We start from the raw sequence: 25,534 nt of genomic DNA on the forward strand, positions 1-25,534 counted from the left end.
TATCCTTATATTTCAAATCGTTATTTTTTAGTTTGCTATAACTCTCAAATAATCAGCGAGCGCCTTTACCTTTACCGGGTCTGTAATATGACGGGAAAAATCATCACCCGGTGCCATGGAAGGGGCATTTTTGTCATATGGACTGCCAATCAAAGTTCTGCATGATGAATGAATTTCACTGACCGAAAATATTTTGAGAAGGCTTTCCACATTTGGCGGGTTGATTTTTGAGCACGGCATGATGGATATACGTCCTGCAGCTTCATCAATCACACTTTTTATTTTGATAGCCCCTTCAAGGGCTGTTTCCTTCTGCCCCGACGTTAGTATCCTTTCAATACCAAGGTCAATGGCCTGCTCAAGTGCTTCGGACGTATCCGGCGTAACATCAAAAGCGCGGTGAAGGGTAACCCCCATTCCTTCAGCATGATCAATCAGTTTTTCCAGTTTGGCCACATCAAGCGCGCCATTCTCATGGGTCATACCAATAACAATTCCGGCCATTCCGTAAACGCGCGCCCGATCAATGTCATGCATCATGACATCCATATCTTCGAAATTAAAAATAAAATCACCGCCCCTAGGGCGGATCATGGCATATATGGGCACACCCAGCTTTGAGGCCCGCATCATTAAACCGGCTGATGGTGTGGTTCCACCGATTCCAAGTGCATCGCAGAGCTCAAGCCGGTCGGCACCATTTTTCACGGCATCAATTGCGCCCTGAATGGTATCGACGCATACTTCAAATGTAATTTTTGTCATTGTGCAAGCTCGGGAATTTCAGCATCTTCCCCCCACCATCTTTTGATATTTTTTTCATATTCACCGGAAGAAATATACTTTGCAATAAAGTCATTGAGATAATCCAGAAATTCAGGCTGTTCTTTTTTGACGCCCATTGCAATATCACCGGCGACAAAAATACCAGGTAATATAGCAAGGCTTTTGACCTGGCTGGCTATATAGTCCGCGTTTGAGCTATCTTCAATCCCTGCATCAACGCGGCGCTGGCGCAGAAGAAGAACCCCGTTCGGGGCAAAATTCTCGCTATAAACCAGTTCCGCATCCGGAACATTTTGTTCTATAAATATTGCCCCGCTTGTGCCACGTCCGGCCACAACCTTTTTACCAGCAAGATCAGCAAGTGATTTGATATTCAATCCTTTTTGATAAATGACCCGAAGGCCTGTTTTAAAATAAGGATGGGTGAAATCAACAACTTCCGCCCTTGCCGATGTCACGGTCATGTTGCCGATAATAATATCCAGCTGCCCGGAAACCAGCAAGCTTACCCTGGCATCTCCATAAACATCGGTAACCCGAAGCTCAACCCCGAGCTCGTCTGCCAATAGTTTTGCCACTTCATAATCATAACCAATAGGATTATTACGGGCATCACGGCCGCCCATGGGCATCCCACCTAAGGATATACCCACCTTGATAAAGCCCCTGTCTTTAATTTCATCCAGAATTGCCGCATTAGCGGCAGTAATGCTAAAAACGATCAATACAAAAAAAGCAAAAAATCTCATCATGATTTTATACCAACTCGCTTTCCATCATCTCCGGTTTTTCCATGCTCGGCTTCCAGAGCCAATAAGTTCCTGGCTTGTCCAGATTATAGGAAACAACTTTATGACCGCCTTTATTATCAATGGCATGGATCACTAGCCCCGCAATAAATCCTCCGGATAAGCTGTCCACTTCCTCAACAGCAAGCTTAACTGCATCATCCAGTGAATAACCCATTTTCATAGCCAGAATAATTGTGCGGGATGTACTTGTACGGATGGCCATTTCACCGGTATGGGTGCATGCGGCTGCGCCATAGCGGCTGTCTGCGTAAAAGCCTGCTCCGGCAATTGGACTATCCCCTAAACGACCAGGATATTTCCAGCCCCACCCCGAAGTGCTTGTTGCGGTGTGGATACCGTTATTTGCATCTTTACACATAAACACCGTTGTGTCCCTGACCTTTTCCGGGTCAGTAATTGCACTATTAAGCGGAGCAAGAGGAATATTGGGAAATTTTTCAAATTCTTCCGGAGAAAGCATTTCCCTGACCTTTTCCTTCCAGACCCTACCTGAATCCTCAAGCAATGTGTTTACTTTAGGTAGGCCGATTTCAGCGGCAAGCCGATCTGCACCATCCCCCGTCACCATAACATGGTTAAGTTTCTGCATAACGGCACGGGCCACCTGAGCGGCATGATAAGTATGTTTTAATGCCCCGACAGCACCCACTTCACGCGTAGTGCCGTCCATAACACCACCATCAAATTCCATCACCCCCAGTAAATTGGGCCAGCCGCCGTAACCAACGCTGCGAATGGTTGGCTCTGCTTCAACCTTATTGATACCTTCAATCATGGCATCAATACCGTACATTCCAGCTTTCAAATGATTTGCGGTGTCTTCAACGCCTGCCCATCCTGTGCCGTTTGTTAAAAGTATCATATTGTCCTCTTTTTTGGTTTGTGCCATAGCTCTTGACCCCGCCATTGAAAATGCGGCTGCGGCCGCTGATGATTTTAAAAATAATCGTCTGTTCAGTTTAGGCCTGGCCATTAAACTCTCCCATTTTGGATAAAAACCTTGCAATGCGCGGATCGGCCAACCCGCCATCATCAGCAAAAAATTCATTCTTTGGAAGATCGCTTAAAATTCTGCCCTGATCAAGAAAAACAATACGATCTGAAATTTCTCTTGCAAAGTCAATTTCATGGGTGACTGATATCATGGTAATACCCTCACCGGCCAGTTTTTTTAATATATCAAGTACCTCGGCGGTCATTTCAGGGTCAAGTGAACTGGTCACTTCGTCGAGAAGTAGATAGCCTGGCTTCATGGCAAGGGCGCGACAGATGCCTACCCGCTGCTTCTGACCGCCTGAAAGCTGTGTTGGAAAAACATCTTTTTTATCTGCCAGCCCAACATTTTCGAGCAATTCCATTGCGACCAATTCAGCATCATTTTTTGGAGATGATAGAACATGAATTGGAGCAAGCGTGATATTTTCAAGAACTGATAAATGTGGATAAAGATCAAATTGCTGAAAAACGGTAGAGCATTTCTTGCGCACTTCCAGCAGTTCCTTTTTATTGGTAACATCAAAACCGTCAACAAAAATGGACCCGGATGTTATTGCCTCCAGTCCGTTGATACAGCGGATCATTGTGCTTTTTCCTGACCCGCTTCCGCCCAGGATTGAAACCACCTCACCGGGCTTCAGTGTCAGATCAACTCCCTTAAGCACCTGAAGGTCACCAAAATTCTTATGAAGTTTTTTTATTTCAATCATTATATTTCACCAATCATACGATAGGCACTGAATTTACGTTCTAGCCTTACGCCAACAATAGCGATTAATTTGGCGAGAATAAAGTAAGTCAGTCCAATAAGCGGCCAGACAATGAAGGGCTCAAATGTTCTCTGATTGACGATATCACCGACCCGGGTTAAATCAATAACACCAATGACGGATACAAGTGATGTCACCTGTAACTGATTTATCGCCAGACTAATCAGCATCGGCATGGCTATAGACAGGCTTTGCGGAAAAATGATGTGCCTCAGGATCACTTGTTTGGGCAGCGCAAAACTTTTTGCCGCTTCCAACTGTTTTTTGTCAATGGCGGCGATGGACGATATTACAATGACGGCAACGAACGCCGCTGTATTTCCGCTTAGAGTAATGACCGCAGCCGTATTTGGGGTCATGTCAAGCTGTAGAAGCGCCGGAATTCCAAAATATACCAGAAAAAGCTGAACAATAACGGGGGAGTTTTTGAGAAACTCACTGACCAGCATCAATATTCTTCCAAAGATCGGGACGCGGTAATAACGAACCAGTCCAATTAATACCCCAAGCATTAATCCGATCACTGTCGAAAGTATAAAAATCCAGAGGGATATGCCAAGACCTTCGGCCCAGAGTTGCAAGTCATAAATTGTGAAGCCTTCATCACCGTAGCCCATTAGGATGCCTCCTCACCCAGATATCTGTTGAGATGCCGATGCCATAATGAAATCAGTGCTGAAATCATAAAAGTTAACAATCCATAGAAAATAACCAGAAATACATAAACTTCAAATGGACGGAAAGTCGTTGAAGCAATAACTTTACTGACACCTGTTAATTCATTCAGTGTAATCGTGGATAATATAGATGTGGTCAGGATCAAATTAATAAATACCGACCCCAATGGGCGTACTGAAGTGGTCAGAGCTATCGGCAATATTATTTTTCCATATATCTGAAATTTTGAAAAACCGAATGATCTGGCTGCTTCTAAGATCCCCTTATCAACGGATAAAATACCAGCACGGAGTGTTTCACCAACATAGGCGCCAACAGCAATGCTCAGCACCAGACATCCGGTCCAGAAGGCATCAATGTAAACGCCGATTTCAGGAAGTCCATAATAGCCGAAAAAAATCAGAACAATGAATGGAATGTTACGGAATAAATCGACATAGACCAGAGCAGAATAATTTAAAACCCGATTTGATGACACCCGCATCAGGGCAACAAGAAGGCCGAGAAAAAAACTGCCGATAATGGAAATGATGCTGACCTCTGCCGTAATAATAAAGCCGTCTATAAAAGCAGGCACATATTCGGATATAGAGGCCAGATCGAGCATACTATGCTTATTTCATTGCTGCTAAATCGGCCTCGGCAGCAATATAGCCAAACGATCCCCAGGATTTGGCGTTCAGCATTTTTTCAAACATGCTTTTTGCCTTATCCTTATCTCCATTATAATAATGCCAGTTGGCAAGGCCGTATGCAATTGCTGCATCAGCGCTGTCTTCCAGATTAATATCCTTTGAAATTTCCTCTTCAGTAAGCTCACCTTTATAGAAAAGATCGAGGTTATGATAACTTGCATTTTCGAGGATGTTCATGTCAGCATTAATATCATCAAGCACATGTTTTGCCTGATCATGGCTTTCCCCCATCAGGCGACGGATCATATAGCGCCAATGGGCAATTGATACTTTGTTATCGTCATTCTGGGCAACATTATAGTCCAGATCATAAACCCTTTTTGCATTTTCAAGATCATGCTTGAGGTAATAGGCAAGGCCCAGATGATAATAAATATTGCCGTGAAGAGTGCTTACAGGCGTATTAAATTTGTTTGGTGTTCCATCGGGCTCTACTGAGTTGGGTTTTCCCTTTATTAGCTGTGCCGCTTTCTCAAGATCGGCGATGGCACGGTCAAATTCACGAATTGTGATATAGCGGTGACCGCGATGACGATAAAATCTTGCATCATTGGGGCTATCAAGTATCCCATCGCTGAAAACTTTAATCGCTTCCCTGAAATCACCGGCATAAGCAAGCCTGCGTCCATACCAGATCGCTCTTTCAGGATCCATTGGATAATCCATATATCTGACACGGGCAGATTCCAGATTTTTAATGACTGTTTCATTTGTGGGTTCAGGCATGGTTAGGGCTTTACCCATTAAGGATACGGCTTCGGCCCCTTCAGGGACATCTGATAAAATATCACTTTGTGCAAAAGCTACATTAATTGAAAATACTGAGGTTAGAAAAAGCAAACTGATTATTTTTTTACACATAATAAAGCCCATATTTATTGGTTATAATTTTGTTTATCCGTATTGGTCATTTTATATGAATAAACTACCAATTCTGTCAATAAAACAAAAAAACGGCTATTTTATGTATATTTCTCTTTAATCCATTTTGTTATGGCTTCCGCATTTTCCGGGCTTTTAATGAAATAACCCTGCGCCTGGTCACAGTCCATGGATCGTAATCTTGAAAGTTGCTCCTCAGTTTCAACACCCTCAGCAATTACCTTTAAATTAAAGCTGTGCCCTAATCTGATTACCGCTTCCACCAGAGAGCGTGAGCTTTCAACAGTGGACATATCTTTGATGAAAGTCTGATCAATTTTGAGTTTATCGACCGGCAGCTGCCCCAAATATGATAATGAGGAATAGCCGGTACCAAAATCATCAATAGAAAGCTGAACGCCCATTTCGGAAAGTTCATTCAAAATACTGATTATCTCATCAGTATGGCTCATAATGACGCCTTCCGTAATTTCAAGGTCCAGATATTCCGGGGCAAGTTTGGCATCTTCCAGACAGGTTCTGACAAAATGGGTGAAACCCTTTTCATGAAAATGAAATGGCGAAATATTGACCGACATTTTTATCTTGGGCAGTCCCTGGTCAAGCCAGGATTTTGCCTGGGCACAGGCTTCAGGCAGGAATTGTTCCGTAAGTGGGATAATATGTTTTGTATGTTCAGCCAGCGGAATAAATTCGCCAGGAGAAATCCAGCCCTTATCCGGATGATCCCATCTCAAAAGCGCTTCAACACCAACGATATTATTACTTTTAATGTCAATTTGCGGCTGGTAATGAAGCAAAAACTGATTTTTACTGATGCTGTCACGTATATCAAACACCATGTTGGTACGTTCTTTAATTTCCGAATGCATTCCGTGATCATAAATGACAATATTTTTTTCTTTTGGCAGTTTTGCCTTGTTTAATGCTATTTTGGCATTTCTGTTTAAATCTTCACTGTCATTTCCATGTTCCGGGTAAATTGTAATCCCGACAGAAGCGCTCATCGTAATCGAATTTCCAGCAATTTCAATAGGTTCAGCAATAACCTTTAATAACCTTTCAGCCAGTTCCAGAACCTCTTCTATATTTTTTTCATGGCTCGTTACAATGTGAAACTCATCGTAAGCGACGTGGGCAAGATGAACATCTTTCGGGAGAAATTTTCTGCAGCGGTTTGCAACCTCTGTAACGATCATATCACTGGCACTGATTCCTAAAAATTCATAAATCTCACTTAAGGCATTCAAACCAAAATGAATAAGAGCCATAAAATGCTTATCTTCATTTGCAGTCTCTTCGCGTTCATACTCAGAAATCCGCCTTCTGAGTTCTTTTTTTAGAAGAACCTGATTGGGAAGTCCTGTAAGGGTATCATGCTGCAACACATGAATGATATCGTCAGCACGAGCTCTCTCAAGTGAAGTAACATCTGTATAATTCAGGATCATCTGGTCATTATTAATCTTCATGAGCTTGCTATATAAATTACGCCCATCCGCCAGAACCAGTTTGACCATTTCTCTTTCGCCAACTTCAGAGAATAGTTCTTTAACGTGAAAATCCGCTGCATAATTGACATCAATGTTATTTTGCCAGGATTGCTTGATCACTTTACGGATAATTTCCGTAAGACTCATTCCACGTTTGATCAATCCTTTTGGAATATTAAAAATATTTTCAAATGACTTATTCCAGGAAATAACCTTCTGGTTTTTATCAAACATTGCTGCACCGGCCCCCAGATTATCGAGGAGCACCTGAAAGCCTTCATATGATTTCTGGTTCTGCTTGGCAATCTGAACGACTTCATCCATCAGCGAAGTATTTCGACGTTCGAGATAAAGGGCATTAACAATCATTCTATGTAATGTATGGCCGACAAATGCCGCTGCGGCGCAAAAAACCAGCGCACCGACACTCATAAAAACCCCAAATGTTTCGGCAGGTGAATTCAGCGCAAATATTGAAACAAAACTGGCAACCGGAACCAAAAATGACCAAATGACTAAAGGATGCGCAGCACTGCTGATAGAAGAAATTGACACCAGGCCGATCAGCAACGTCATAATTGATAGCGTCATCATTTCGTCTTCCATGAAGTCCGATGGAATAAAAATCATCAACCCCCATGTAACACCGATCAAAAACATTAGAATGCTATAGCTATATAGCCATTTTTTGGGTTTTAGATTTAAAGCTGATTTTAAAGAGCGGAAATAAAAAAGCATTCGCCCGAAATAAAGCACTAAAATTGCTGCGAGCCAATAATATTGAAGATTAGATGTAAAGTTATTTATAAATATCCAGAAATAACAGGATATGACGATCAAACTTCCGGCCGTATTGGGAATGATGTGGGAAAATAATATTCTTAATTGATCACTAAGAACCCGACCGCTCTCTGACCGGCTTTCAATATTGCTCTTAAATTGATCAACTTCCACTTTCGTCCCTTCTCCATATCCAAGAGATTTTACAAAGGTTCAGACCCAAAATGAATTATAACATACACAAAAAATTCTTATATTACAGTATGTTGAGAATTGCTATCTAAAGCAATTATGCATATTTTGCTTTTTATGAAAATAGAATTAAATTATTAATATATAATTACAGTTTTAATATGGACAAATGATGCTCAAATCTGACCAACTAACCATTAATAATATACGAAAAGAACTTGATGCCATCAGCCGTGAAATGATCGGACTGATTAATAAGTATAATTTAAGCGCAACTTCTCAGCTTGACGTTGTTGAAATGGCTCGTGAAAAAATAACAGATAAAGAGGATTATATACGATTTCTGGAGCTTTCACTGGAAGGGCGCATTTACGGAGAAGCGGCAGCAGCCATTGAAAAACTGGAAATTGAAAGAGAAAATATCAAGCCCCATTAAAAATCAGCTTTGGCTAAAGCACCGCTTCAAGCCCATCCAGGATCATCGTCCACCCTTTAATGGCGCTTTTTTCATATTCAGCATAAATATCATCCATTTCATGGGTAAGTATGATTGAACAGCCTTTCCCATTTGCTTTAAATTCAATGATAACATTGGATTCCAATTCATCCTCATCACCGCTTTCATAATAATAACTGAATATTATCTTCTTCGGTCTGTCAATTAAATGATACCTTCCGACATGTCTGGCATATTCTTCACCACGCTGTTCGCCGATTATAAAACGACCGCCTTCCCTTGGGTCGACTTCAACCTCTTTCATTTTTCCATCAGGTGTGGCAAAAAACCAGTTACCGATATTTTTTCTATCGAGCCACGCATCAAAAACAGTTTCAACAGGCACATCAAAGTCACGTTCAACCTTTACAAAAAATGGGTTTTCAATTTTTCTCATATCAGTCATCGTTCTTCTCTCCTGACTTATTTAAATAATCATCAAGCTGTGAAAGCTGCTGTTCCCAAAAAACCGTATATTTTTTCACCCATGTCGAAGCATCCCGAAGAGGTGCGCCTTCAAAACGACAGCGTCGCCACTGTGCTTCTTTGGTGCGGGATATTAGCCCTGCTTTTTCCAGCACAGTTAAGTGTTTTGAAATGGTGGCCATGCTCATTTCATAGGGTTCTGCCAGCTCCCCAACCGTTGCCTGGCCATTTGCCAGCCTTTCAAGCATTCCCCTGCGGGTTGGATCGGCAAGTGCCGCAAATGTCATACTGAGGTGGTCGCTATGCATCTTTATTTAACCTTTTAGTTAATAACTAATTGGTTAAATACACTATTCAAATGCATAAGTCAACTATACCTGAAATATGCTTAAATTTTTTAAAGAATTTCTTTTAAGGTTTTTCTGGAAATATTGCCACCACAGGCAATAATGGCGACTTTTTTGCCAATCCAACGCTCTTTCTGGCGTATATATCCGGCAACAGCAACCCCTACTGCCCCTTCCCCGATTGTATTGGTATCATCAATAAACACTCGCAATCCATCCTTGAGTTCATCTTCACTAACATCAATATACTCATCAACATAATCGCAGCAGTAATCAAACGTAATACTGCCAAGTTCCACGCCGCCGGCTGTACCGTCAGACAAAGTGGGAAGGGACGGCAGGTCAAGCACCTCTCCCGCAGGGATACTATCCATCATGACTTTTGAATTGGTAGGTGAACAGGCAATAATCTTTGTATTCGGCGATAAATTTGCCAGTGCTATGGCAACACCGGACATCAGCCCTCCACCGCCCAGAGATATAAAGGCAGCATCCAGATCCTGAATTTCTGAGAAAAGCTCAAAACCGATTGTTCCCTGTCCGCCGACAATATGAATATCGTTATAGGGAGAAACAAACGGAATTTTATTTTCTTTGGCAAATTTACGGGCGGCAATCTCGCCGTTAATGGGGTCCCCGTCTGTTTTTATGACCTCAAGTCCGTATGAAATCATGCCGTTATATTTTGCTTCGGATACATCACTCGGTGCAAACACAGTGCCTTTGCAACCTGTCAATTTGCACATATAGCCGATGGCAGCACCATGATTTCCGGTTGATGCGGTAACAACACCTTTTTCTCTCTCTACTTCAGACATAGAAAGGATTTTATTGGCTGCGCCCCGCAGTTTAAATGAACCAGTAGGATTAAGATTTTCCATTTTATAATATGCACTTGCGCCCTCACGGCCAAAATTTTTACTTTGAATGAGCGGGGTTGGTTTGACCACATGACTGATCCGCGCTGATGCTCTGGCGATTTCTATAAACTGATCGGTACCTGTTTGTTTTTTCATTTTAACCTCTGAAATATGTATACCCAAGCTCGCATGCTCAAAAAGTAAATGCAAGGTGATAAATTCTTGCGTCATATGATCAATACTGTTTTAATCATAAATATAAGGGGAGAGGGAAATGTATCAGAAATTTATTTTGATGATGCTTGCCTTATTTATGGCAGCATTTTCATGGGCCAACGCCCAGTCACAAAAACCAAATGTCATTATTATCAATGCTGACGATATCGGTATGGTGACCTGAGCGCCTATGGTGCAACAAAGGTACATACGCCAAATATTGACCAGCTGGCAAAAGAGGGGATCAGTTTTACCGATGCCCATTCTGCCTCAGCGGTCTGTTCACCATCGCGTTATGGACTACTGACCGGTCAGTATCCATCCCGAAAAGATTATCTGTGGGGGCCTCTTATGTTAAAAGCCCCCCTTGCCATAGACACTGATCAAATGACGATTGCACGTCTGATGAAAGAAGCCGGCTATAAAACGGCGATAATCGGTAAATGGCATCTGGGATTTGGTGAAAGGGGAAAAGTCGTTGACTGGAACAAACCACTTGTTCCGGGTCCTCTTGAGCTTGGCTTTGATTATTATTTCGGTGTTCCGGTTCTGAACAGTCATCCGCCATTTGTCTATGTTGAGAACCATCATGTGGTCGGACTGGTCCCGGATGATCCGCTTATCTACGACAAGCCATCCATTACAAGGGAATTTGATGAAAAATTCGACCTTGATCTGATAGGTGGCGGCGAAGCCGCCCATGAGCTTTATAAAGACCGCATGGTCGGTACCACCCTTAAGGATCACGCCATCAAGTGGATTAAAGAAAATAAGGATAATCCTTTCTTCCTTTATCTGGCGACCACCAACATTCATCATCCATTTACTCCTGCCCCGCAGTTTATTGCCAGCAGCAAGGCCGGTCCATATGGTGATTCCATTCAGGAGCTGGACTGGATTGTTGGAGAAGTCACCAAAACGCTTGATGAAGAGGGGCTGACCAACGATACGCTGCTAATTTTTACATCCGATAATGGCGGTATGTTTAATCGTGGCGGGCAAACTGCCTGGGAAGCTGGCCATCATTTGAACGGAAATTTGCTGGGAATGAAGTTCGGTGCCTGGGAAGGTGGTCATCGTGTACCCTTCATTGTTCGTTGGCCTGGCAAAGCTCCGGCGGGTAAAAAATCTGCCGAACTTCTATCCAATGTGGATATGCTGGCAACGCTTGCTGATCTGGTCGGTTATAATCTTAAAAAAGGCGAAGGACCGGACAGTGTCGATATGATGAATGCTTTTAAAGGAATTGAGGGAAACCCCATCCGTGATCAGTTGGTGATCAGCCCTTTCCAGAAAAGCCATCTGGCCATTCGTTCCGGAAAGTGGGTTTATATCGGGGCTCAGGGTGAAGGCGGTTTTGGCGGTACGCGTCTGGGTCAGCATATGTTTGCAGGCGCATCAGCAACCGGATTTACCGGCCAGAAAAACAGCGACATAGCCAATGGAAAAATAAAAGCAGATGCACCGCCGGCACAGCTATATGATCTGGAAGCAGACCCGCAACAGACAACCAATCTTTATAATCAGTATCCGGAGGTAGTCGCGAGGCTAAAATCTATGCTTGAGCAAACAATGTCGGAATAATTCAGTTACCGGCAACAGGTGAAAGTTTCTGATCATAATCAGTGACATTGTATTTTTTGATGATCTCCTTCACCTTTTCAACATCAATTGCTTCGAGCGTGCCGCGACTGCTGCTTACTGTTTCCGCCTTTAACATAGCATTATAAACAGATTCCTGAATGGCCTCGACCACTGCCTGAAAAAGCGGTGACATCGATGCATTATTAAGGGTTTTTGACGGCACCGGATCACTCGCCCCACGGTCGCGCCTTACATCCTTGTTGGTGGAAAAGGCAATGACATAATCACCTGAACTGTTATTTGCCACAGAACCGGTTCGGGCAAGACCCATCATTGCTCTTTTAGCGAGACGATCAAGATTTCGGGACAATATTGGTGCATCTGTTGCTACCACCATCATCATAGAGCCGCCATCCATCGGGGTTATGCCTTTTCTGGCTTCTTCAAGCTGGGTTTTATAGGAATACTGGCCCATTTCGCGGCCAACCGGTGCCCCATTCATTATAAGATCCCCGCCAAAGTTTGTTTGTACCAGAACGCCTATAGTATAACCGCCAAGGCTTTTTGGAAGCACGCGTGAACTTGTCCCGATCCCGCCTTTCCAGCCAAAGGCCTGTGTGCCGCGCCCGGCACCAACGCTGCCTTCTTCCACCGGGCCGCCATTTGCCGCTTCCAATGCCGCAACCACATATTCAGGGCGGGCACTGTCAGCAGACCACATATTATTGACCCGACTGTCATTGGTTTCGCCGACAACCGGATTTAATGTATGCTGTCCTTCACCCGGTTTTGCCAGTTGCCAGTCTTTTAAGGCTTCCGCAGCCGTCCACACACATAATGTACAGACAAGAATGATCGGCGTTTCAATCTGTCCAAATTCGCGCACCTGAGTTTCGCCAATTAATTTCCCATAGCCGTTTCCAACATGGATCCATGCAGGGATCGGATATTTATACATATCATGGTCTGACGGAATAATTGCGGTCACCCCGGTTCTGATATCATCACCCTTATTGACTGTATAATGCCCAACCTTTACCCCGGCGACATCGGTAATCGCATTATATTTTCCCGGCGCTATCGTCCCGACCACTAGTCCTATATCACGGGCTCTCGGCTTATCATTTTCCGCCGAAGCAGAATTTACCAACATGAGTATGGCAGTTATTGTGGCTATAGATGTTGTTGCCGATTTAAAGATAGTCATTTTACGCTCCCCTGTCTTTTATCTCAGGCTCGCATGGAAAAAGAATGGAATCAAGCTTAATAATCATTGCTAAAATTTGCATTCGGGGTTTACAATAATTCGCAAACAATAATGTTCAAAATTTTTGGGAGAAAAATGATGAGCCAATCAAGACGCAATTTTTTAAAACAGGTTGGGGCAAGCGCAGGAATGAGCGCCCTGTTTTTATCGGGGAGTAACACGGTTGCATTGGCAGGAGGTGACGTTCGTGCACTCGCGGCCGCCGCGCAAGGGGCAATGACTGATAATGAAGCCTTTTGGGACAAGCTACGTGAGGAGTTTATTATTGAGAATAATCTGATCATGATGAATGCCGCCAATATGACGCCAACACCAAAAGTGGTACATGACACGGTGATCGAACATACCCGCGATATGGAAAGAAACTGTTCTTTTCAAAACAGGGCTAAATATGGCGACCTGACCAAAAAATCCCGTGAATTTATTGCCGGTTTTCTTGGGGCGGATGCCGATGAAATCGGATTTGTCAGAAACACATCAGAAGCCAATAATACAGTAATTAACGGGCTCGACCTCGGCCCCGGCGATGAGGTTCTTATCTGGGACCAAAACCACCCTTGCAATAATGTTGCCTGGCATCAGAGGGCAGAACGTTTCGGCTTTAAAGTGGTGACAGTTTCAACCGATGAAACTCTTAACACCATTGATGACCTGCTTCGCCCCTTCAAGGAAGCCATTAATTCCAATACCAAGGTCCTTGCCTTCAGCCACGTTTCCAACGTGACCGGCACGACCCTTCCGGGAAAGGAGATGACAGCCCTTGCCCATGCCAATGGCGCCAAATGCCTTGTCGATGGCGCCCAGACATTCGGCTATATGAATATTGATCTTCACGATATGGGATGCGATTTTTATACGTCAAGCGGCCAGAAATGGATACTCGGCCCCCGTGAAGCCAGTTTTATTTATGTCAAAAAATCAGTCCAGAATGAATTATGGCCAAACCTTGTGACCGTCGGATGGGAGCGGGCAAGAGAAAACGGCGCACAAAAATATGAAAGTCTGGGACAGCGTGATGACGGAAGGTTATGGGCCTTGGGACGTGCCGTCGAATTTCACACAATGATCGGGCAGGATAAAATTGAAGCCCGCATCAATTATCTGGCCAATTTACTGAGTGATAAAATGAAAGCAAAAATTCCCAATATCAAAGTGCTGACGGAACAGGCAGATGGTTTTAACAGCGGAATTTTTGTCGGTCTCATTCCCGGTACCGATGCACCAAAAGCGGCCAAGACCATTTATGATAAATACCGCATAGCCGGCAATATTGGTGGTCGTGAGGACGTACTCCGCCTACGGCTGTGTCCGCATATTTATAACAGCGCTGAGCAAATGGGACAAATTGCCGATTATATTGCTGCCTCAATTTAAGGAACGGATTAAACATGCTAAAAAAACTTTGTTTACTCATTCTATCTACGCAGTTTATTTCAAATGGGCCAAGCACCGTAACATACGCAGCAGATAATGAGCTGAGCGCCCAGGAAAAGGCCGCTGGCTGGCAGCTGTTGTTCGATGGCAAAGACATAAACGCCCATTGGCGCGGTTACCGGATGAAGGACGCGCCAACCAAGTGGATCATTGACGATAATGCCATATATTTTAATCCGGAAGCGAATGGGACCAACGGAGATCTTATCAGCCGGGAAATATATGACCAGTTTGAATTTTCACTGCAGTGGAAAGTCGCTCCGGGCTCAAACAGCGGTATTTTCTTCAACATTGTTGAAGATGACGCCTATCAGTTTCCATATGAAACGGCACCGGAAATGCAGGTGCTTGATAATGACGGTCATCCTGACGGGAAATTCAAGCAGCACCGAGCAGGAGACCTTTATGATCTGATGGAAAGCCGCGTTGAAAATGTTCATCCTGTCGGAGAGTGGAATGACGTTCTGATCAGGGTGATGGGGAATAATGTCCAATTTTACCAGAATGGTGATTTGGTCATTGATACCACTATGTGGGATGATAATTGGGCTGCCCTGATCGCCGACAGCAAATTTGCCACCTGGCCAGGTTTTGGTAAAAGCAAGTCAGGTTATCTTGGGTTACAGGATCATACAGAACCCGTCTGGTTTAAAAACCTGAAAGTTAAAAAGCTGGATTAAAGTTTTTTTTCCGGATCAAGTTGCGACTTAATAAGGCTTAGAAATAAACTGGCCGAAAGTCCCGATGCGGAAAAGAGCATACACATCACCATAATCTGGTATCTGACTGCGATCAGTGGTGAGACACCGGACAAAATCTGTCCGGTCATCATACCGGGAAGTGAAACCAGGCCAACACCAAAAAGCGCATTGACAATCGGAATGAGTGCTGCGCGCAGGGCAATGCTCCGCGCTTTATCAAATTCAATTCCTCTTCTTCTTTCCGCTTTTATCCGCTCGGCGGCAAGGCTGATACTGTTCATTGAGCTGGAAAAAATCATTCCTCCCAAGGGAATGAGATATCGTGGCTCATACCAAGGATCCAGCCCAAGCACCCCTTGGGTAATTAAAATGAGTACAAACCCACCCCCTACCAGAATGGATGTAAGAGCGATCGGATAAAGGACTTTTCTTTTTATTTTAACAGTTCTGAGCGCAATCCAGCTTGATACAAACAGCATAAGGGCAAGAACGCCAAGTACAATCCATGCATTTTTTGCATCAAACAGATAATTCAGAAAATAACCGACGATCAGAAGCTGCACCAGCATGCGTGATATGCCAAAAAGCCCCTCTCGTCCGTCACTCTTCCATTTATGAAGAATGACAACAACGACTGCCACCGGAATAAAAGCAAGCGCAAGATTTTCCAGTGGTATGACCTGAACGTTATCCATCATGATCCTTTAATTCAATCAATGTGGAACTTTATAACAGCAAGGTTTGAAAAGCACCGAAAAAATCCAGAAAATTAATTTGCCAAGCTGCAATAATAAATTTTATCATTCTCCAATAGTATAGAAAGGCTTCAATTGTGATCAATGAGAAAATAGATCATCATTTTAATGAGTTATCACCAGTAGATTTTAATATTTTTCAAGGCGAAGAGCTTCTTCCTAAACTGCAAAAACAGAATGTTAGCTTAAAAAAAGCAAAAGCCCTTCTTGATCATATTCAGGTCATTATGGAACAGGTTGAAACGGTTGTCGAACAACAGGATGAACATCTGACTGTCGTTTATAATTTTCTCAGTCAGGCCGAACAATCCGATTATCTGGAATTTCTGCAAAATCTGGAAAAAGACGTAAATTATTATATGGCGTCGTCTAAGAAATAGGCCATTTTCAATTAGAAAATGGCCTATTATTTAACTTACATGAAAATAAAAAAATCAACGTCGTGAAGGTGGTCTTGGTTTTGATTTGGCTGCAGTTGCTTTAGCCTGACCTTCCATTTTCTTTTGCTCAGCATTCATTTTTGCTTCAGCAGATTCACCTTTATCGGCATTTTTCTCCATCATCTTTTCTGCTTTTTTTTCCATCATTTCCTTCGCTTTATCCGATGATTGAGGCGCAGCCTGATAAGAAAAAGCCATTGATAATGATAATGAAAGAGCAATGAATGCTGATGTGATAAGATTAATTATTTTTTTCATAATATTGTCCTCGCTGTTGTGACACTATGATCTGCAACAATTAAGGCCCTTTAAAGGCGTATTGATAAAAGGACACGCAACTGTCAAAAATGTATTTGATAAAGTCTGACCAAAAGAAACATTATTCAATCTTTAAACCGGCGCATAAAAAGTGCCAGCTGGGGCCCAATGTCCGTTAGATTAAACCAGATTTCTTCCTTTTCTGATTTGGAAAAAGAAAAATACTTCCACGGTTTCCTGGCGAGCATTTTTACCTTTTTCCCTGTTAATATATAATTCCCCATCGGTCTTTCAGCATTATATTCCAGCCCCATAGTTTTCCTAATCATTGCTTCGGGATAATTTAACCCACACCACATAGAAGCGGTAACCGATCTCCAGAATCTCGGGTTACATTCAATTACATATATTTTGCCCGTATGCTTATCTATTCTGATATCAAAATTTCCAGGCCCGGTCATTTTATAGAATTTAATTATTTTTCTTCCCAACGCTTCAATTTCAGGATGGTCGTAATATTCAACTTCATCTTCGTTTAAGAAAACTTTTATACAAAAATGTAGTACCTCTCCGTTGAGGGCAAGATAACAAAATGATGCATCACTTCCTTCCACAAATTTTTGGATGACCAGCGGGAAGTCGTTATATGCATGCTCTCCAAAAATATGGTCCCTTAAAGCGTCAAAACTTTTTATTTTTCTAACCCCTAATGACCCGTCGCTCAGGACAGGTTTAACCATTAATGGAAACCCGATTTCCTGTTCAATCCTTTTACGGCTGGTCTCATCTATTTTACTCTCTTTATCAATATAAAACGTCTTTGGAGTAGGAATATCTTCTTTCACCAATTTTTCCGTGAAAGTCCATTTATGATCTATTTGTTGAAGAGTTTTATAATCCAGCGTTGGAAAAAATTTCTGGTTTGGAAAACTGTCTTTATATTTATCCAGAAATATCGATGAATCGCAACCGCCGGTAATGATAAAGTCCACACCATTTTCATCAAAGAAATCCTTTATGGCAGCAATATTATTTTCCTGATCTTCTGATTTTGCCGACCAGGGGATATAAATATACTTCTTTTTATATCTGGAAGATTTTAAAATGGATTCTTTATCATTAGAAATAACATAGATATTATTAAACTCTCTATAAAGGCAGTACAGAACTTTAAAATCAATTGATTCCATACCGGCCAGAAGAGCAACCTTCAACGATGATTTCACCGTAATATTCTCCATTAAAAACAACCGAATAGACTTATATATATACAAACTTCACCAAAAGCTAATATTATCAATTAATTCTTTCGAAATTATGTTGATTTTTGGAAATTGCCGATGATTTTATGGAATATATTCATAAATAAAAAAGGCCCATTTAAGGCCTACATATAAGTGGCGGAGAGGAAGGGATTCGAACCCTCGATACCTGTTCAGGTATACTCCCTTAGCAGGGGAGCGCTTTCGACCACTCAGCCACCTCTCCGCCGCCGTTTTTAGTTGTGTTGGACGCGCTTGTCAAAACATTTCTACCCAAAATTTGAAATGAACAAAAAAAGAAGGCATGGAAAATTTTTCCATGCCTTCTTCACATTAAAAATACTATGCGCTATGGGAACAGCAATAGTCAACTAATGTGCTTGCATCCGCCCGGATGCAGCAATATCAGTGTTGTGTCATCCATTCACGCGCTTTGCGCTGTGCTTCAGAAATTTCCATCGTTGACATATTGTCCGCGACTTCAGCACGGTCAATCTGCGCGCTCAACATTCCGCGCATGGCGGCGAGATTAAACCATTTGTGGGCTTCAATATTATTTTGCTCTACTCCATGTCCGATTGAATAAAGCAGACCAAGATCATAAAAAGCTTCCGCTTTACCGCGTTCGGCATCTGCCAGTCTGTTTGCCAGATAATTCGTATCAACATTTCCCATAACATTTTCTCCTAAATTAACTATATTTCTCGTTTGACGACTATTTTTTCGTCTTATGATTAACAAAGTTGAATTATAACTATAAAAATTTAGTTAACGACAAAATTAATTTGATAAGTTGTTGATAATAAAAGATAAATATAGTTAACTTTTAAAGGTTAACAAATAGAACAAAGGTTAATTTTTGCAAAAATCAGGGTTTCAGAAGTCGGAATCATCTTAAAAATAGAATCACTTTATACCATTAGGTAATGAAATATAAACCATAGGCGTTAGCTATAATTATGGCACAAAAAAGAAGCCGGCGCTTTTCAGTCACCAGCTTCTTTAAAATTATTCTTTAATTGGCACTATCAGCCGTCAAGCTTTGGCCGTAGCAACTGATTGACGACCTGCGGATTGGCTTTTCCGCCGGTTTTTTGCATCACCTGCCCAACGAAGAAGCCATAAAGCTTATCTTTACCACCACGATATTCTGCCACCTTGTCGGCATTGGCCGCCAGAATTTCATCAATCATGGCTTCAATCTCACCTGTGTCGGAAACCTGCTTAAGGCCTTTTTCCTCAACAATTGCTTCCGGTGATTTGCCGCTTTCCAGCATATTTTCAAAAACTTCCTTGGCAATCCGCCCGGAAATTGTGCCATCAATCTGCAGGCATAAAAGCTCAGCCGCATGATCAATGGACACGGGGCTTTTGGTAATACCGACACCAAGTTTTTTAAGGGCACCAAAAAGATCACCAATTACCCAGTTGGCGACCAGCGTACCAAGCTCGGATACAGGCTTACCGGATTTCTTGACCACTGCCGCAAGCAGAGCTTCAAAATAATCGGCACTTTCCTTTTCCGCCACAAGCACACCGGCGTTATAGGGGCTAATATGCAGCTCGGCTACAAAACGGTCTTTTTTAGCATCCGCCAGCTCCGGCATATCCTTTGCCAGTTCATCCACAAATTCTTGTGAAAATTCAAGTGGCAATAGATCAGGATCCGGGAAGTAGCGGTAATCATGCGCTTCTTCTTTTGATCGCATCGTCCGCGTTGTGCCGGTTGCCACATCAAACAGCCGGGTTTCCTGGTCAATTTTGCCGCCATCCTCAAGCACGTCAATCTGGCGGCGGATTTCGCTTTCAACAACCATCATTACATAGCGGATCGAGTTGACATTTTTGGTTTCTGTCCTGGTGCCGAACGGCTCCCCTGGACGACGGACGGAGACATTGACATCCGCCCGCATTGATCCCTGTTCCATATTACCGTCACAGGTGCCTGCATAACGGACCAGCGAACGGATTTTCCGGAAATAGGCCCCTGCCTCTTCCGGGGTGCGCATATCGGGTTTTGAAACAATTTCCATCAGCGCAACGCCGGAGCGGTTAAGGTCAACATATGTCATGGTTGGATGCTGGTCATGCATGGATTTCCCTGCATCCTGTTCAAGATGAAGACGCTCCACCCCGATATCCTTGGTTGTGCCATCCTCAAGATCAATCCTGACATGGCCTTCGCCGACAATCGGGTCTTTAAATTGTGAAATCTGATAGCCCTGCGGCAGATCGGCGTAAAAATAGTTTTTACGGTCAAAAATACTGCGAAGGTTAATTTTACAACCCATGGCCAGTCCTGTACGGACCGCCTGACGGACGCATTCCTCATTAATCACCGGCAACATTCCCGGCATGGCCGCGCACACGAAACTCACTTGTGTATTCGGGTCGGCACCAAAAGCGGTTGATGCCCCGGAAAATAATTTGGATTCCGATATGACCTGGGCGTGGATTTCAAGCCCGATGACCGCTTCCCAGTCTCCTGTGGCGCCTTGGTATAATTTTGTCATGCTTTTTCTCCCCACCATTTTGCGGGTTTTTCTTTATAAGAAGCCGCGCTTTCCAGCACTCCGGCAACGTTAAGCAGCTGTTCTTCACCAAAGGCCTGACCGATCAGCTGTAACCCGAGCGGAAGTCCTTCCGCACTCAGCCCGGCGGGCACCGAAATACCGGGAAGTCCGGCAAGGGACGCCGGAACCGTGAACACATCATTTAAATACATTGAAATCGGGTCGGATACCTTTTCCCCAAGGTTAAAAGCCGCACTCGGCGCGGTCGGGGTCAGGATCACATCACATTTTTCATAAGCCGCCTTGAAATCCCCGGCAATCAGGGTGCGGACTTTCTGCGCCTTTAAATAATAGGCATCATAATATCCGGCCGACAGCACATAGGTGCCAATCAGGATACGGCGCCTGACCTCATCCCCGAACCCTTCGGCCCGTGTTTTCTTATACATATCATCTAGGCTGTTGCCATCCACACGCAGACCATATTTAACCCCGTCATAACGGGCCAGATTTGATGAACATTCGGCCGGGGCCACAATATAATAAGTCGGCAGCGCATATTTCGTATGCGGCAGAATGATATCCACCACTTCAGCACCCGCTTCCTTAAGCCAGTTGATGCCCTGCAGCCATAATTTTTCAATTTCCGACGGCATGCCGTCAACGCGGTATTCCTTCGGCACGCCAACTTTTAACCCGCGAATATCACCGCTTAACGCCGCTTCATAATTTGGCACCGGCACATTGATGGATGTTGAATCCTTCGGGTCGTACCCGGCCATACTTTCCATCATGATCGCCGCATCGCGCACGGTTTTGGTTAAGGGCCCTGCCTGATCAAGCGATGATGCGAACGCAATCATGCCCCAGCGGGAACAGCGGCCATAGGTCGGCTTAAGCCCGACAAGCCCGGTAAAGGACGCCGGCTGACGGATCGAACCGCCGGTGTCGGTCCCTGTTGTGGCAATGGAAATATCAGCTGCCACTGCCGCGGCGGAACCACCGGATGAGCCACCGGGTACGGTGTCTTTATCCGACCCCGACGCCCGCCACGGGTTTTTCACCGGGCCGTAATAGCTGTTTTCATTGGAGGAGCCCATGGCGAACTCATCCATATTGGTTTTACCAAGCATCACCGCGCCGTCGGCCCAAAGGTTGGCGGTCACCGTGCTTTCATATTCCGGTTTGAAACCGTCCAGAATATGGCTGGCGGTCTGGCTGTGGACACCCTTGGTGCAGTATAGGTCTTTAATGCCGATCGGAATACCGGTCATGCCCTTGGCATTTCCGCCCCTGATCATGTCATCAGCCTTTGCCGCCATGTCCAGTGCCTGATCACCCGTCACCACGATATAGCTGTTCAGTTCTTTTGCGTCCTCAATCGCCGCTAGATGGGCTTTGGTGATTTCCACCGCACTGATTTCCCCTTTATGAAGGGCATCACGGGCCGCGGACAGGGTCATTTTTGTAAGTTCACTCATTATCCCATCCCCTATTCGATTACTTTTGGCACAGCAAAGAAACCATGCTCGGCCTGCGGTGCATTTTTCAGAACCTGATCACGGTAGCCACCGTCAGTGATTTTATCCTCGCGCCAGGGCAGATCGGCGGCAACAACACTGGTCATGGCCGCCACGCCGTCGGTATTGACTTCGCCCAGCTGCTCAACCCAGTCCAGTATATTGTTTAGCTCTCCCACGGTGCTTTCGAGTTCATCCTCGCTCACCTCAATCCGGGCCAAATTTGCGATCTTCGCAACTGTATCTTTATCAACTGACATATCGGTTCTGCTTTTCTATCAATTTTTGCTATCAATTTAAGTCACTATAATTGCCGGAACCTAACACCAGCGCGGCATAATCGCAAGCGTCAACTGCCCCCCGCACCCCTGTTTTTATTGAAATTTGCAAGACACCCCATTTTGGCATAAGCTGATCACCATAAATCATCTTTTGATGACGGGGGTTACACTGCTTTTCTTCGTCACCCCTGCGAAAGAAGGAGTCCATTAACCCGCATCATTCCTCAATCGCCTGAATAATGGATACCCGCCTGCGCGGGTATGACAGAATTGAGTGGTAGGAAATAACTAATAGGATATCCTGAAGCTCAGGCGGACGGTGAATGGCTCAACCGGGTGATAATGAAGATCCTCAACCGGGCCCGTCTCCCCCGGCAGCTGGGATTCGTAGAAGTATGAAATATCCCGCGCCTTTGAATTAAACAGGTTGAAAATATCCAGATCAATTTTGTAGGCGTCAAATTCATAACCAACACCGAAATTGACCAAAGTCAGCGGTTTTGAGCGCTGGCTGTTATCCTCAATCAACGGGGCGCTGCCAAAATGACGCACTCTTAAGCTGCTTGTTATACCGTTATCAAGGGTGAGCGTTGCCCCGCCGCCCAGAACCGCCCCGACCGAGCCGGGAATATGGAAATCCGCGGGCAGCTTAAATTTGGCATCGGTGGAGGCCGCCGTCATATCAAAGGCGAGCCAGTCTGTTGCCTGCCAGAAGCCGGAAAATTCAACACCGTAACGGCGGCTGCCGTCGTTGGCTTCCGTCCCGCCGGCATCCCCGACAAAGACCAGTTCCGAGGACACATCAAGCCAGAACCCGGCCACGGTGAAATTGACCGTTTCCGCCGGTTCAAGCCGGACACCGAATTCCGCACCCTTGCTTTTGGCAATCAGTGGTGCCGCAGTGACCGGATCGCCACTGACCGGGTCGACGCTGATGGCGGCACCGCGCACATCATTTGAATGGAAGCCATGACCGTAATTGGCGTAAATTTCTGCCGCGTCCGTCAGTCTGTATGCTGCCGAGAATTTCGGGCTTAAGATTGCATCATTGCCGCTGCCCGAATTTTCCGGTCTTTGTGCCGTCACATCATAACTGTAACGGTCGGCCCGAAACCCGCCGCTTACCCGGAAATCATCATTCAGAAATGCGGTCAGGTTACCATAGGCGCCAAGGGCCAGTTCATCAACCCGGTCATTGCGGACGGTCTGATGGCGGATACGGGAGGCGGTTTTATAAAGGCCGACTTCGCCGATACGATCATAACGAAGCGAGCCGCCGACCTCCCATTCAATATCAACATCATCAACAGTCAGTTGATCCTGATAGGATAAATTACCGCCCCAGATGCTTCGATTATCCACCTGTTCAAATTCATCGCCCATGACCGGATCATCCAGGAAATAGGTAAAGTTTGAAAAAAGGTCAAAATCATAATACTGGGCATAAACCTGCGCTTTAAGGTTATCAGTCGTCACTTTGGTGGTAAGGGAAAGTCGGGTTGTTTCCCCACCCAGATCGTCATCAATGTAACCCATTTCATCAATCATGCCGCTTAATACGGCGCGGCGCGGGATCTGGTCTGTTGAATCCCATTTTGAATAATATGCGGTTGCCAGCACCTCCGCCTTCAGATCACCGTGATCACGGGTATATTTCGCAAGGGCGTTATATTTACGCAGGTCATCATCAAGCACCCATGGACCATTATTCAATTGCCCTTCAGCGGCAAAAAGGAAATCACCGCCAGCCAGATCAAAACTGTTGCCGCTGACAAAGCGGTAATAGCCATCTTCACCTATGCCGACTTCCGCGAAATTCCGGTCGAGCCGGTCATAAATTTTAAAATTGGTCGACCCGGCGGATGAAAAATCGCCAATTTCGGGGGAATAAGGCCCTTTCCGGTAAGTGACCGTTTCAACAACTTCCGGAATGATGAAATTGAGATCAAGATACCCCTGCCCATGGCCATGGGTCGGCAGGTTGATTGGCATTCCTTCGAAACTGGCAAAAAAGTCGGTGCCATGATCCAGATTAAACCCACGCAGGAAATACTGGTTGGCCTTTCCGGTGCCACTATGCTGTGTTGCGACCATGCCGGGGATGACCTCAACCAGTTCACCAACACGAAGCAGCGGCCTGGTGGTGAAATCATCATAACCGACAACCCCTTCGGATGCTGACGTGGCGGTGCCGATCAGCTGTTCGGCACGGCCATAAACGACAATTTTATCGACTTCACTATTTTCGTATGTGGCTTCCTCATTTTCAGCAGCAGACGCTTCGGCGCAGGCCGCCGACAAACAAACAAACAGTGTTCCCCTTATTATGCAGGCAGTTTTATTATTCATTTTTTTATCACTTAATATATAAATTTATTAGAATGCTATTAATAATCGTTATTATATAACGTATCAATAAAACAAAACGGGAAACCATGAGTCAAGAAAAATCGGAACATTCAACCACTAATCGCATTATTCAACCAATGCGTCTATTGCATAGCCCTCAAACGGTTTAATACATTCCAGGACAACATGACCGCTTATATTGGCTGTGCCGCCCATCCGTTCAATCAGGGCGTCATTGAGGGCAAGATAGCTTTTCATATCCGGACAGACCACCCGCAGAAAATAATCAAAATTGCCGCTCACCGTGTAACATTCAACAATTTCGGGAAATTCCTTTATTGCCTTGTTAAAATTTTCAAAGTTTTCATTGGTGTGGTCATGAAGGCTCACTGTTAATATTACGGTGACCGTTCGGCAAACCTTGTTCAGGTCAATATGAGCCATATAGCGTTCAATATATCTTTCATCTTCAAGACGCCTTACCCTTTGCAGGCAACTGCTTGGCGAAAGATTTACTCTGCCGGCCAGATCATGATTGGTAATTTTTGCATCCGACTGTAAAATCGAAAGAATATTCAGGTCAATCTGATCAATAGCTTTCTTTTTCATAATATTATCCTGTGATAATCAAGATTAAATAAGACTAACTTATTAAAAATATTAAATAATAAAATAAAATTCAGCCAAATTCAAGTACACCGAATATTATTTGGCTTAATTTTAAAAATAAAAATTTCATTC

28 protein-coding genes and 1 tRNA gene are annotated in these 25,534 nt (G+C 44.2%); 6 read left to right on the forward strand and 23 right to left on the reverse strand.

Annotated elements, in window-relative coordinates:
* Nucleotides 1-27 precede the first annotated feature (27 nt).
* The 8 genes from R3D86_02505 to R3D86_02540 all read right to left on the reverse strand — a co-directional run bounded on the left by R3D86_02505 (nucleotide 28) and on the right by R3D86_02540 (nucleotide 7,706).
* Nucleotides 28-765: a copper homeostasis protein CutC gene (locus tag R3D86_02505; GenBank protein MEZ5757074.1), complete on the reverse strand. Its 738-nt coding sequence runs from the start codon at nucleotides 763-765 to the stop codon at nucleotides 28-30.
* The gene (locus R3D86_02510) at nucleotides 762-1,538 is read right to left on the reverse strand and encodes a transporter substrate-binding domain-containing protein (GenBank protein ID MEZ5757075.1); all 777 of its coding nucleotides are present in this window, start codon (nucleotides 1,536-1,538) and stop codon (nucleotides 762-764) included. Before R3D86_02510 ends, R3D86_02505 begins: the two co-directional genes overlap by 4 nt.
* Nucleotides 1,539-1,542: 4 nt before the next feature.
* Entirely contained in the window at nucleotides 1,543-2,571 is a 1,029-nt protein-coding gene (locus R3D86_02515) for an isoaspartyl peptidase/L-asparaginase (protein MEZ5757076.1), read from the reverse strand.
* Nucleotides 2,558-3,304, reverse strand: a complete 747-nt coding sequence (locus tag R3D86_02520) for an amino acid ABC transporter ATP-binding protein (protein ID MEZ5757077.1) — start codon at nucleotides 3,302-3,304, stop codon at nucleotides 2,558-2,560. Before R3D86_02520 ends, R3D86_02515 begins: the two co-directional genes overlap by 14 nt.
* Nucleotides 3,304-3,981 carry an amino acid ABC transporter permease gene (locus tag R3D86_02525; protein ID MEZ5757078.1) on the reverse strand — a complete coding sequence of 226 codons (678 nt, stop codon included), beginning with the start codon at nucleotides 3,979-3,981 and terminating at the stop codon, nucleotides 3,304-3,306. Before R3D86_02525 ends, R3D86_02520 begins: the two co-directional genes overlap by 1 nt.
* Nucleotides 3,981-4,649: an amino acid ABC transporter permease gene (locus R3D86_02530; GenBank protein ID MEZ5757079.1), complete on the reverse strand. Its 669-nt coding sequence runs from the start codon at nucleotides 4,647-4,649 to the stop codon at nucleotides 3,981-3,983. Before R3D86_02530 ends, R3D86_02525 begins: the two co-directional genes overlap by 1 nt.
* A 7-nt stretch (nucleotides 4,650-4,656) precedes the next feature.
* Nucleotides 4,657-5,598 (reverse strand): hypothetical protein, encoded by a 942-nt coding sequence (locus R3D86_02535; protein MEZ5757080.1) that lies wholly within the window; start codon nucleotides 5,596-5,598, stop codon nucleotides 4,657-4,659.
* A gap of 101 nt (nucleotides 5,599-5,699) precedes the next feature.
* On the reverse strand, nucleotides 5,700-7,706 hold the full coding sequence (locus R3D86_02540; GenBank protein MEZ5757081.1) for an EAL domain-containing protein: 2,007 nt from the start codon (nucleotides 7,704-7,706) through the stop codon (nucleotides 5,700-5,702).
* A 547-nt stretch (nucleotides 7,707-8,253) separates the two neighbouring features.
* Between R3D86_02540 and R3D86_02545 the strand changes: the two genes are divergently transcribed.
* Entirely contained in the window at nucleotides 8,254-8,520 is a 267-nt protein-coding gene (locus R3D86_02545) for a hypothetical protein (GenBank protein MEZ5757082.1), read from the forward strand.
* A gap of 13 nt (nucleotides 8,521-8,533) precedes the next feature.
* Here R3D86_02545 and R3D86_02550 read toward each other — a convergent pair whose 3' ends face one another.
* The 3 genes from R3D86_02550 to R3D86_02560 all read right to left on the reverse strand — a co-directional run bounded on the left by R3D86_02550 (nucleotide 8,534) and on the right by R3D86_02560 (nucleotide 10,369).
* A complete protein-coding gene (locus R3D86_02550) occupies nucleotides 8,534-8,986 on the reverse strand; it encodes an SRPBCC domain-containing protein (protein MEZ5757083.1) in 453 nt (150 codons plus the stop codon).
* The gene (locus R3D86_02555) at nucleotides 8,979-9,314 is read right to left on the reverse strand and encodes a metalloregulator ArsR/SmtB family transcription factor (protein ID MEZ5757084.1); all 336 of its coding nucleotides are present in this window, start codon (nucleotides 9,312-9,314) and stop codon (nucleotides 8,979-8,981) included. The genes R3D86_02550 and R3D86_02555 overlap by 8 nt, the downstream gene beginning before the upstream one ends.
* Before the next feature lie 89 nt (nucleotides 9,315-9,403).
* Nucleotides 9,404-10,369 carry a pyridoxal-phosphate dependent enzyme gene (locus R3D86_02560; GenBank protein ID MEZ5757085.1) on the reverse strand — a complete coding sequence of 322 codons (966 nt, stop codon included), beginning with the start codon at nucleotides 10,367-10,369 and terminating at the stop codon, nucleotides 9,404-9,406.
* Nucleotides 10,370-10,487: 118 nt separating this feature from the next.
* Here R3D86_02560 and R3D86_02565 point away from each other — a divergent pair, with 118 nt between their 5' ends.
* Together R3D86_02565 and R3D86_02570 are read left to right on the forward strand one after the other, a co-directional pair.
* Nucleotides 10,488-10,613, forward strand: coding sequence for a hypothetical protein (locus tag R3D86_02565; GenBank protein MEZ5757086.1), 126 nt, complete (start codon nucleotides 10,488-10,490; stop codon nucleotides 10,611-10,613).
* Between the two features lie 44 nt (nucleotides 10,614-10,657).
* Complete coding sequence (locus R3D86_02570) at nucleotides 10,658-12,013, forward strand: sulfatase-like hydrolase/transferase (protein ID MEZ5757087.1); 1,356 nt, start codon at nucleotides 10,658-10,660, stop codon at nucleotides 12,011-12,013.
* Between the two features lies 1 nt (nucleotide 12,014).
* Here R3D86_02570 and R3D86_02575 read toward each other — a convergent pair whose 3' ends face one another.
* Nucleotides 12,015-13,220, reverse strand: coding sequence for a P1 family peptidase (locus R3D86_02575; protein MEZ5757088.1), 1,206 nt, complete (start codon nucleotides 13,218-13,220; stop codon nucleotides 12,015-12,017).
* 135 nt (nucleotides 13,221-13,355) lie between these two features.
* On the opposite strand from R3D86_02575, the gene R3D86_02580 reads away from it, so the two are divergent.
* The gene (locus R3D86_02580) at nucleotides 13,356-14,654 is read left to right on the forward strand and encodes an aminotransferase class V-fold PLP-dependent enzyme (GenBank protein MEZ5757089.1); all 1,299 of its coding nucleotides are present in this window, start codon (nucleotides 13,356-13,358) and stop codon (nucleotides 14,652-14,654) included.
* Nucleotides 14,655-14,668: 14 nt separating this feature from the next.
* Nucleotides 14,669-15,394, forward strand: coding sequence for a DUF1080 domain-containing protein (locus R3D86_02585; protein ID MEZ5757090.1), 726 nt, complete (start codon nucleotides 14,669-14,671; stop codon nucleotides 15,392-15,394).
* On the opposite strand, the gene R3D86_02590 is transcribed toward R3D86_02585, so the two are convergent.
* A complete protein-coding gene (locus tag R3D86_02590; protein MEZ5757091.1) occupies nucleotides 15,391-16,113 on the reverse strand; it encodes an ABC transporter permease in 723 nt (240 codons plus the stop codon). The genes R3D86_02585 and R3D86_02590 overlap by 4 nt on opposite strands.
* A 134-nt stretch (nucleotides 16,114-16,247) precedes the next feature.
* On the opposite strand from R3D86_02590, the gene R3D86_02595 reads away from it, so the two are divergent.
* Complete coding sequence (locus tag R3D86_02595; protein MEZ5757092.1) at nucleotides 16,248-16,550, forward strand: hypothetical protein; 303 nt, start codon at nucleotides 16,248-16,250, stop codon at nucleotides 16,548-16,550.
* A 54-nt stretch (nucleotides 16,551-16,604) separates the two neighbouring features.
* On the opposite strand, the gene R3D86_02600 is transcribed toward R3D86_02595, so the two are convergent.
* From R3D86_02600 to R3D86_02645, 10 genes are all read right to left on the reverse strand, one after another.
* Nucleotides 16,605-16,868: a hypothetical protein gene (locus R3D86_02600; GenBank protein ID MEZ5757093.1), complete on the reverse strand. Its 264-nt coding sequence runs from the start codon at nucleotides 16,866-16,868 to the stop codon at nucleotides 16,605-16,607.
* A gap of 125 nt (nucleotides 16,869-16,993) precedes the next feature.
* On the reverse strand, nucleotides 16,994-18,109 hold the full coding sequence (locus tag R3D86_02605; protein MEZ5757094.1) for an ATP-grasp domain-containing protein: 1,116 nt from the start codon (nucleotides 18,107-18,109) through the stop codon (nucleotides 16,994-16,996).
* Nucleotides 18,110-18,266: 157 nt separating this feature from the next.
* A tRNA-Ser gene (locus R3D86_02610) sits at nucleotides 18,267-18,356 on the reverse strand.
* A gap of 179 nt (nucleotides 18,357-18,535) precedes the next feature.
* The gene (locus R3D86_02615) at nucleotides 18,536-18,805 is read right to left on the reverse strand and encodes a hypothetical protein (GenBank protein MEZ5757095.1); all 270 of its coding nucleotides are present in this window, start codon (nucleotides 18,803-18,805) and stop codon (nucleotides 18,536-18,538) included.
* A 353-nt stretch (nucleotides 18,806-19,158) separates the two neighbouring features.
* A complete protein-coding gene (gene gatB / locus R3D86_02620) occupies nucleotides 19,159-20,643 on the reverse strand; it encodes an Asp-tRNA(Asn)/Glu-tRNA(Gln) amidotransferase subunit GatB (GenBank protein MEZ5757096.1) in 1,485 nt (494 codons plus the stop codon).
* A complete protein-coding gene (gene gatA / locus R3D86_02625) occupies nucleotides 20,640-22,124 on the reverse strand; it encodes an Asp-tRNA(Asn)/Glu-tRNA(Gln) amidotransferase subunit GatA (protein MEZ5757097.1) in 1,485 nt (494 codons plus the stop codon). Before gatA ends, gatB begins: the two co-directional genes overlap by 4 nt.
* A gap of 11 nt (nucleotides 22,125-22,135) precedes the next feature.
* Nucleotides 22,136-22,423: an Asp-tRNA(Asn)/Glu-tRNA(Gln) amidotransferase subunit GatC gene (gene gatC, locus R3D86_02630; protein MEZ5757098.1), complete on the reverse strand. Its 288-nt coding sequence runs from the start codon at nucleotides 22,421-22,423 to the stop codon at nucleotides 22,136-22,138.
* Between the two features lie 31 nt (nucleotides 22,424-22,454).
* Entirely contained in the window at nucleotides 22,455-22,652 is a 198-nt protein-coding gene (locus tag R3D86_02635; GenBank protein MEZ5757099.1) for a hypothetical protein, read from the reverse strand.
* An 80-nt stretch (nucleotides 22,653-22,732) separates the two neighbouring features.
* Nucleotides 22,733-24,793, reverse strand: a complete 2,061-nt coding sequence (locus R3D86_02640; protein ID MEZ5757100.1) for a TonB-dependent receptor — start codon at nucleotides 24,791-24,793, stop codon at nucleotides 22,733-22,735.
* A 126-nt stretch (nucleotides 24,794-24,919) separates the two neighbouring features.
* Nucleotides 24,920-25,402: an Lrp/AsnC family transcriptional regulator gene (locus tag R3D86_02645; protein MEZ5757101.1), complete on the reverse strand. Its 483-nt coding sequence runs from the start codon at nucleotides 25,400-25,402 to the stop codon at nucleotides 24,920-24,922.
* Nucleotides 25,403-25,534: the final 132 nt, after the last annotated feature.

Source organism: Emcibacteraceae bacterium, from assembly GCA_041396985.1.
Classification (GTDB): domain Bacteria; phylum Pseudomonadota; class Alphaproteobacteria; order Sphingomonadales; family Emcibacteraceae; genus Pseudemcibacter.

Bases quoted from the DNA above. Each gene is read 5' to 3' on its own strand.
- R3D86_02505 (MEZ5757074.1), bottom strand. From the start codon at position 765: ATGACAAAAATTACATTTGAAGTATGCGTCGATACCATTCAGGGCGCA.
- R3D86_02510 (MEZ5757075.1), bottom strand. From the start codon at position 1,538: ATGATGAGATTTTTTGCTTTTTTTGTATTGATCGTTTTTAGCATTACT.
- R3D86_02515 (MEZ5757076.1), bottom strand. From the start codon at position 2,571: ATGGCCAGGCCTAAACTGAACAGACGATTATTTTTAAAATCATCAGCG.
- R3D86_02520 (MEZ5757077.1), bottom strand. From the start codon at position 3,304: ATGATTGAAATAAAAAAACTTCATAAGAATTTTGGTGACCTTCAGGTG.
- R3D86_02525 (MEZ5757078.1), bottom strand. From the start codon at position 3,981: ATGGGCTACGGTGATGAAGGCTTCACAATTTATGACTTGCAACTCTGG.
- R3D86_02530 (MEZ5757079.1), bottom strand. From the start codon at position 4,649: ATGCTCGATCTGGCCTCTATATCCGAATATGTGCCTGCTTTTATAGAC.
- R3D86_02535 (MEZ5757080.1), bottom strand. From the start codon at position 5,598: ATGTGTAAAAAAATAATCAGTTTGCTTTTTCTAACCTCAGTATTTTCA.
- R3D86_02540 (MEZ5757081.1), bottom strand. From the start codon at position 7,706: ATGATGACGCTATCAATTATGACGTTGCTGATCGGCCTGGTGTCAATT.
- R3D86_02545 (MEZ5757082.1), top strand. From the start codon at position 8,254: ATGATGCTCAAATCTGACCAACTAACCATTAATAATATACGAAAAGAA.
- R3D86_02550 (MEZ5757083.1), bottom strand. From the start codon at position 8,986: ATGACTGATATGAGAAAAATTGAAAACCCATTTTTTGTAAAGGTTGAA.
- R3D86_02555 (MEZ5757084.1), bottom strand. From the start codon at position 9,314: ATGCATAGCGACCACCTCAGTATGACATTTGCGGCACTTGCCGATCCA.
- R3D86_02560 (MEZ5757085.1), bottom strand. From the start codon at position 10,369: ATGAAAAAACAAACAGGTACCGATCAGTTTATAGAAATCGCCAGAGCA.
- R3D86_02565 (MEZ5757086.1), top strand. From the start codon at position 10,488: ATGTATCAGAAATTTATTTTGATGATGCTTGCCTTATTTATGGCAGCA.
- R3D86_02575 (MEZ5757088.1), bottom strand. From the start codon at position 13,220: ATGACTATCTTTAAATCGGCAACAACATCTATAGCCACAATAACTGCC.
- R3D86_02580 (MEZ5757089.1), top strand. From the start codon at position 13,356: ATGATGAGCCAATCAAGACGCAATTTTTTAAAACAGGTTGGGGCAAGC.
- R3D86_02585 (MEZ5757090.1), top strand. From the start codon at position 14,669: ATGCTAAAAAAACTTTGTTTACTCATTCTATCTACGCAGTTTATTTCA.
- R3D86_02590 (MEZ5757091.1), bottom strand. From the start codon at position 16,113: ATGATGGATAACGTTCAGGTCATACCACTGGAAAATCTTGCGCTTGCT.
- R3D86_02600 (MEZ5757093.1), bottom strand. From the start codon at position 16,868: ATGAAAAAAATAATTAATCTTATCACATCAGCATTCATTGCTCTTTCA.
- R3D86_02605 (MEZ5757094.1), bottom strand. From the start codon at position 18,109: ATGGAGAATATTACGGTGAAATCATCGTTGAAGGTTGCTCTTCTGGCC.
- R3D86_02615 (MEZ5757095.1), bottom strand. From the start codon at position 18,805: ATGGGAAATGTTGATACGAATTATCTGGCAAACAGACTGGCAGATGCC.
- gatB (MEZ5757096.1), bottom strand. From the start codon at position 20,643: ATGACAAAATTATACCAAGGCGCCACAGGAGACTGGGAAGCGGTCATC.
- gatA (MEZ5757097.1), bottom strand. From the start codon at position 22,124: ATGAGTGAACTTACAAAAATGACCCTGTCCGCGGCCCGTGATGCCCTT.
- gatC (MEZ5757098.1), bottom strand. From the start codon at position 22,423: ATGTCAGTTGATAAAGATACAGTTGCGAAGATCGCAAATTTGGCCCGG.
- R3D86_02635 (MEZ5757099.1), bottom strand. From the start codon at position 22,652: ATGGACTCCTTCTTTCGCAGGGGTGACGAAGAAAAGCAGTGTAACCCC.
- R3D86_02640 (MEZ5757100.1), bottom strand. From the start codon at position 24,793: ATGAATAATAAAACTGCCTGCATAATAAGGGGAACACTGTTTGTTTGT.
- R3D86_02645 (MEZ5757101.1), bottom strand. From the start codon at position 25,402: ATGAAAAAGAAAGCTATTGATCAGATTGACCTGAATATTCTTTCGATT.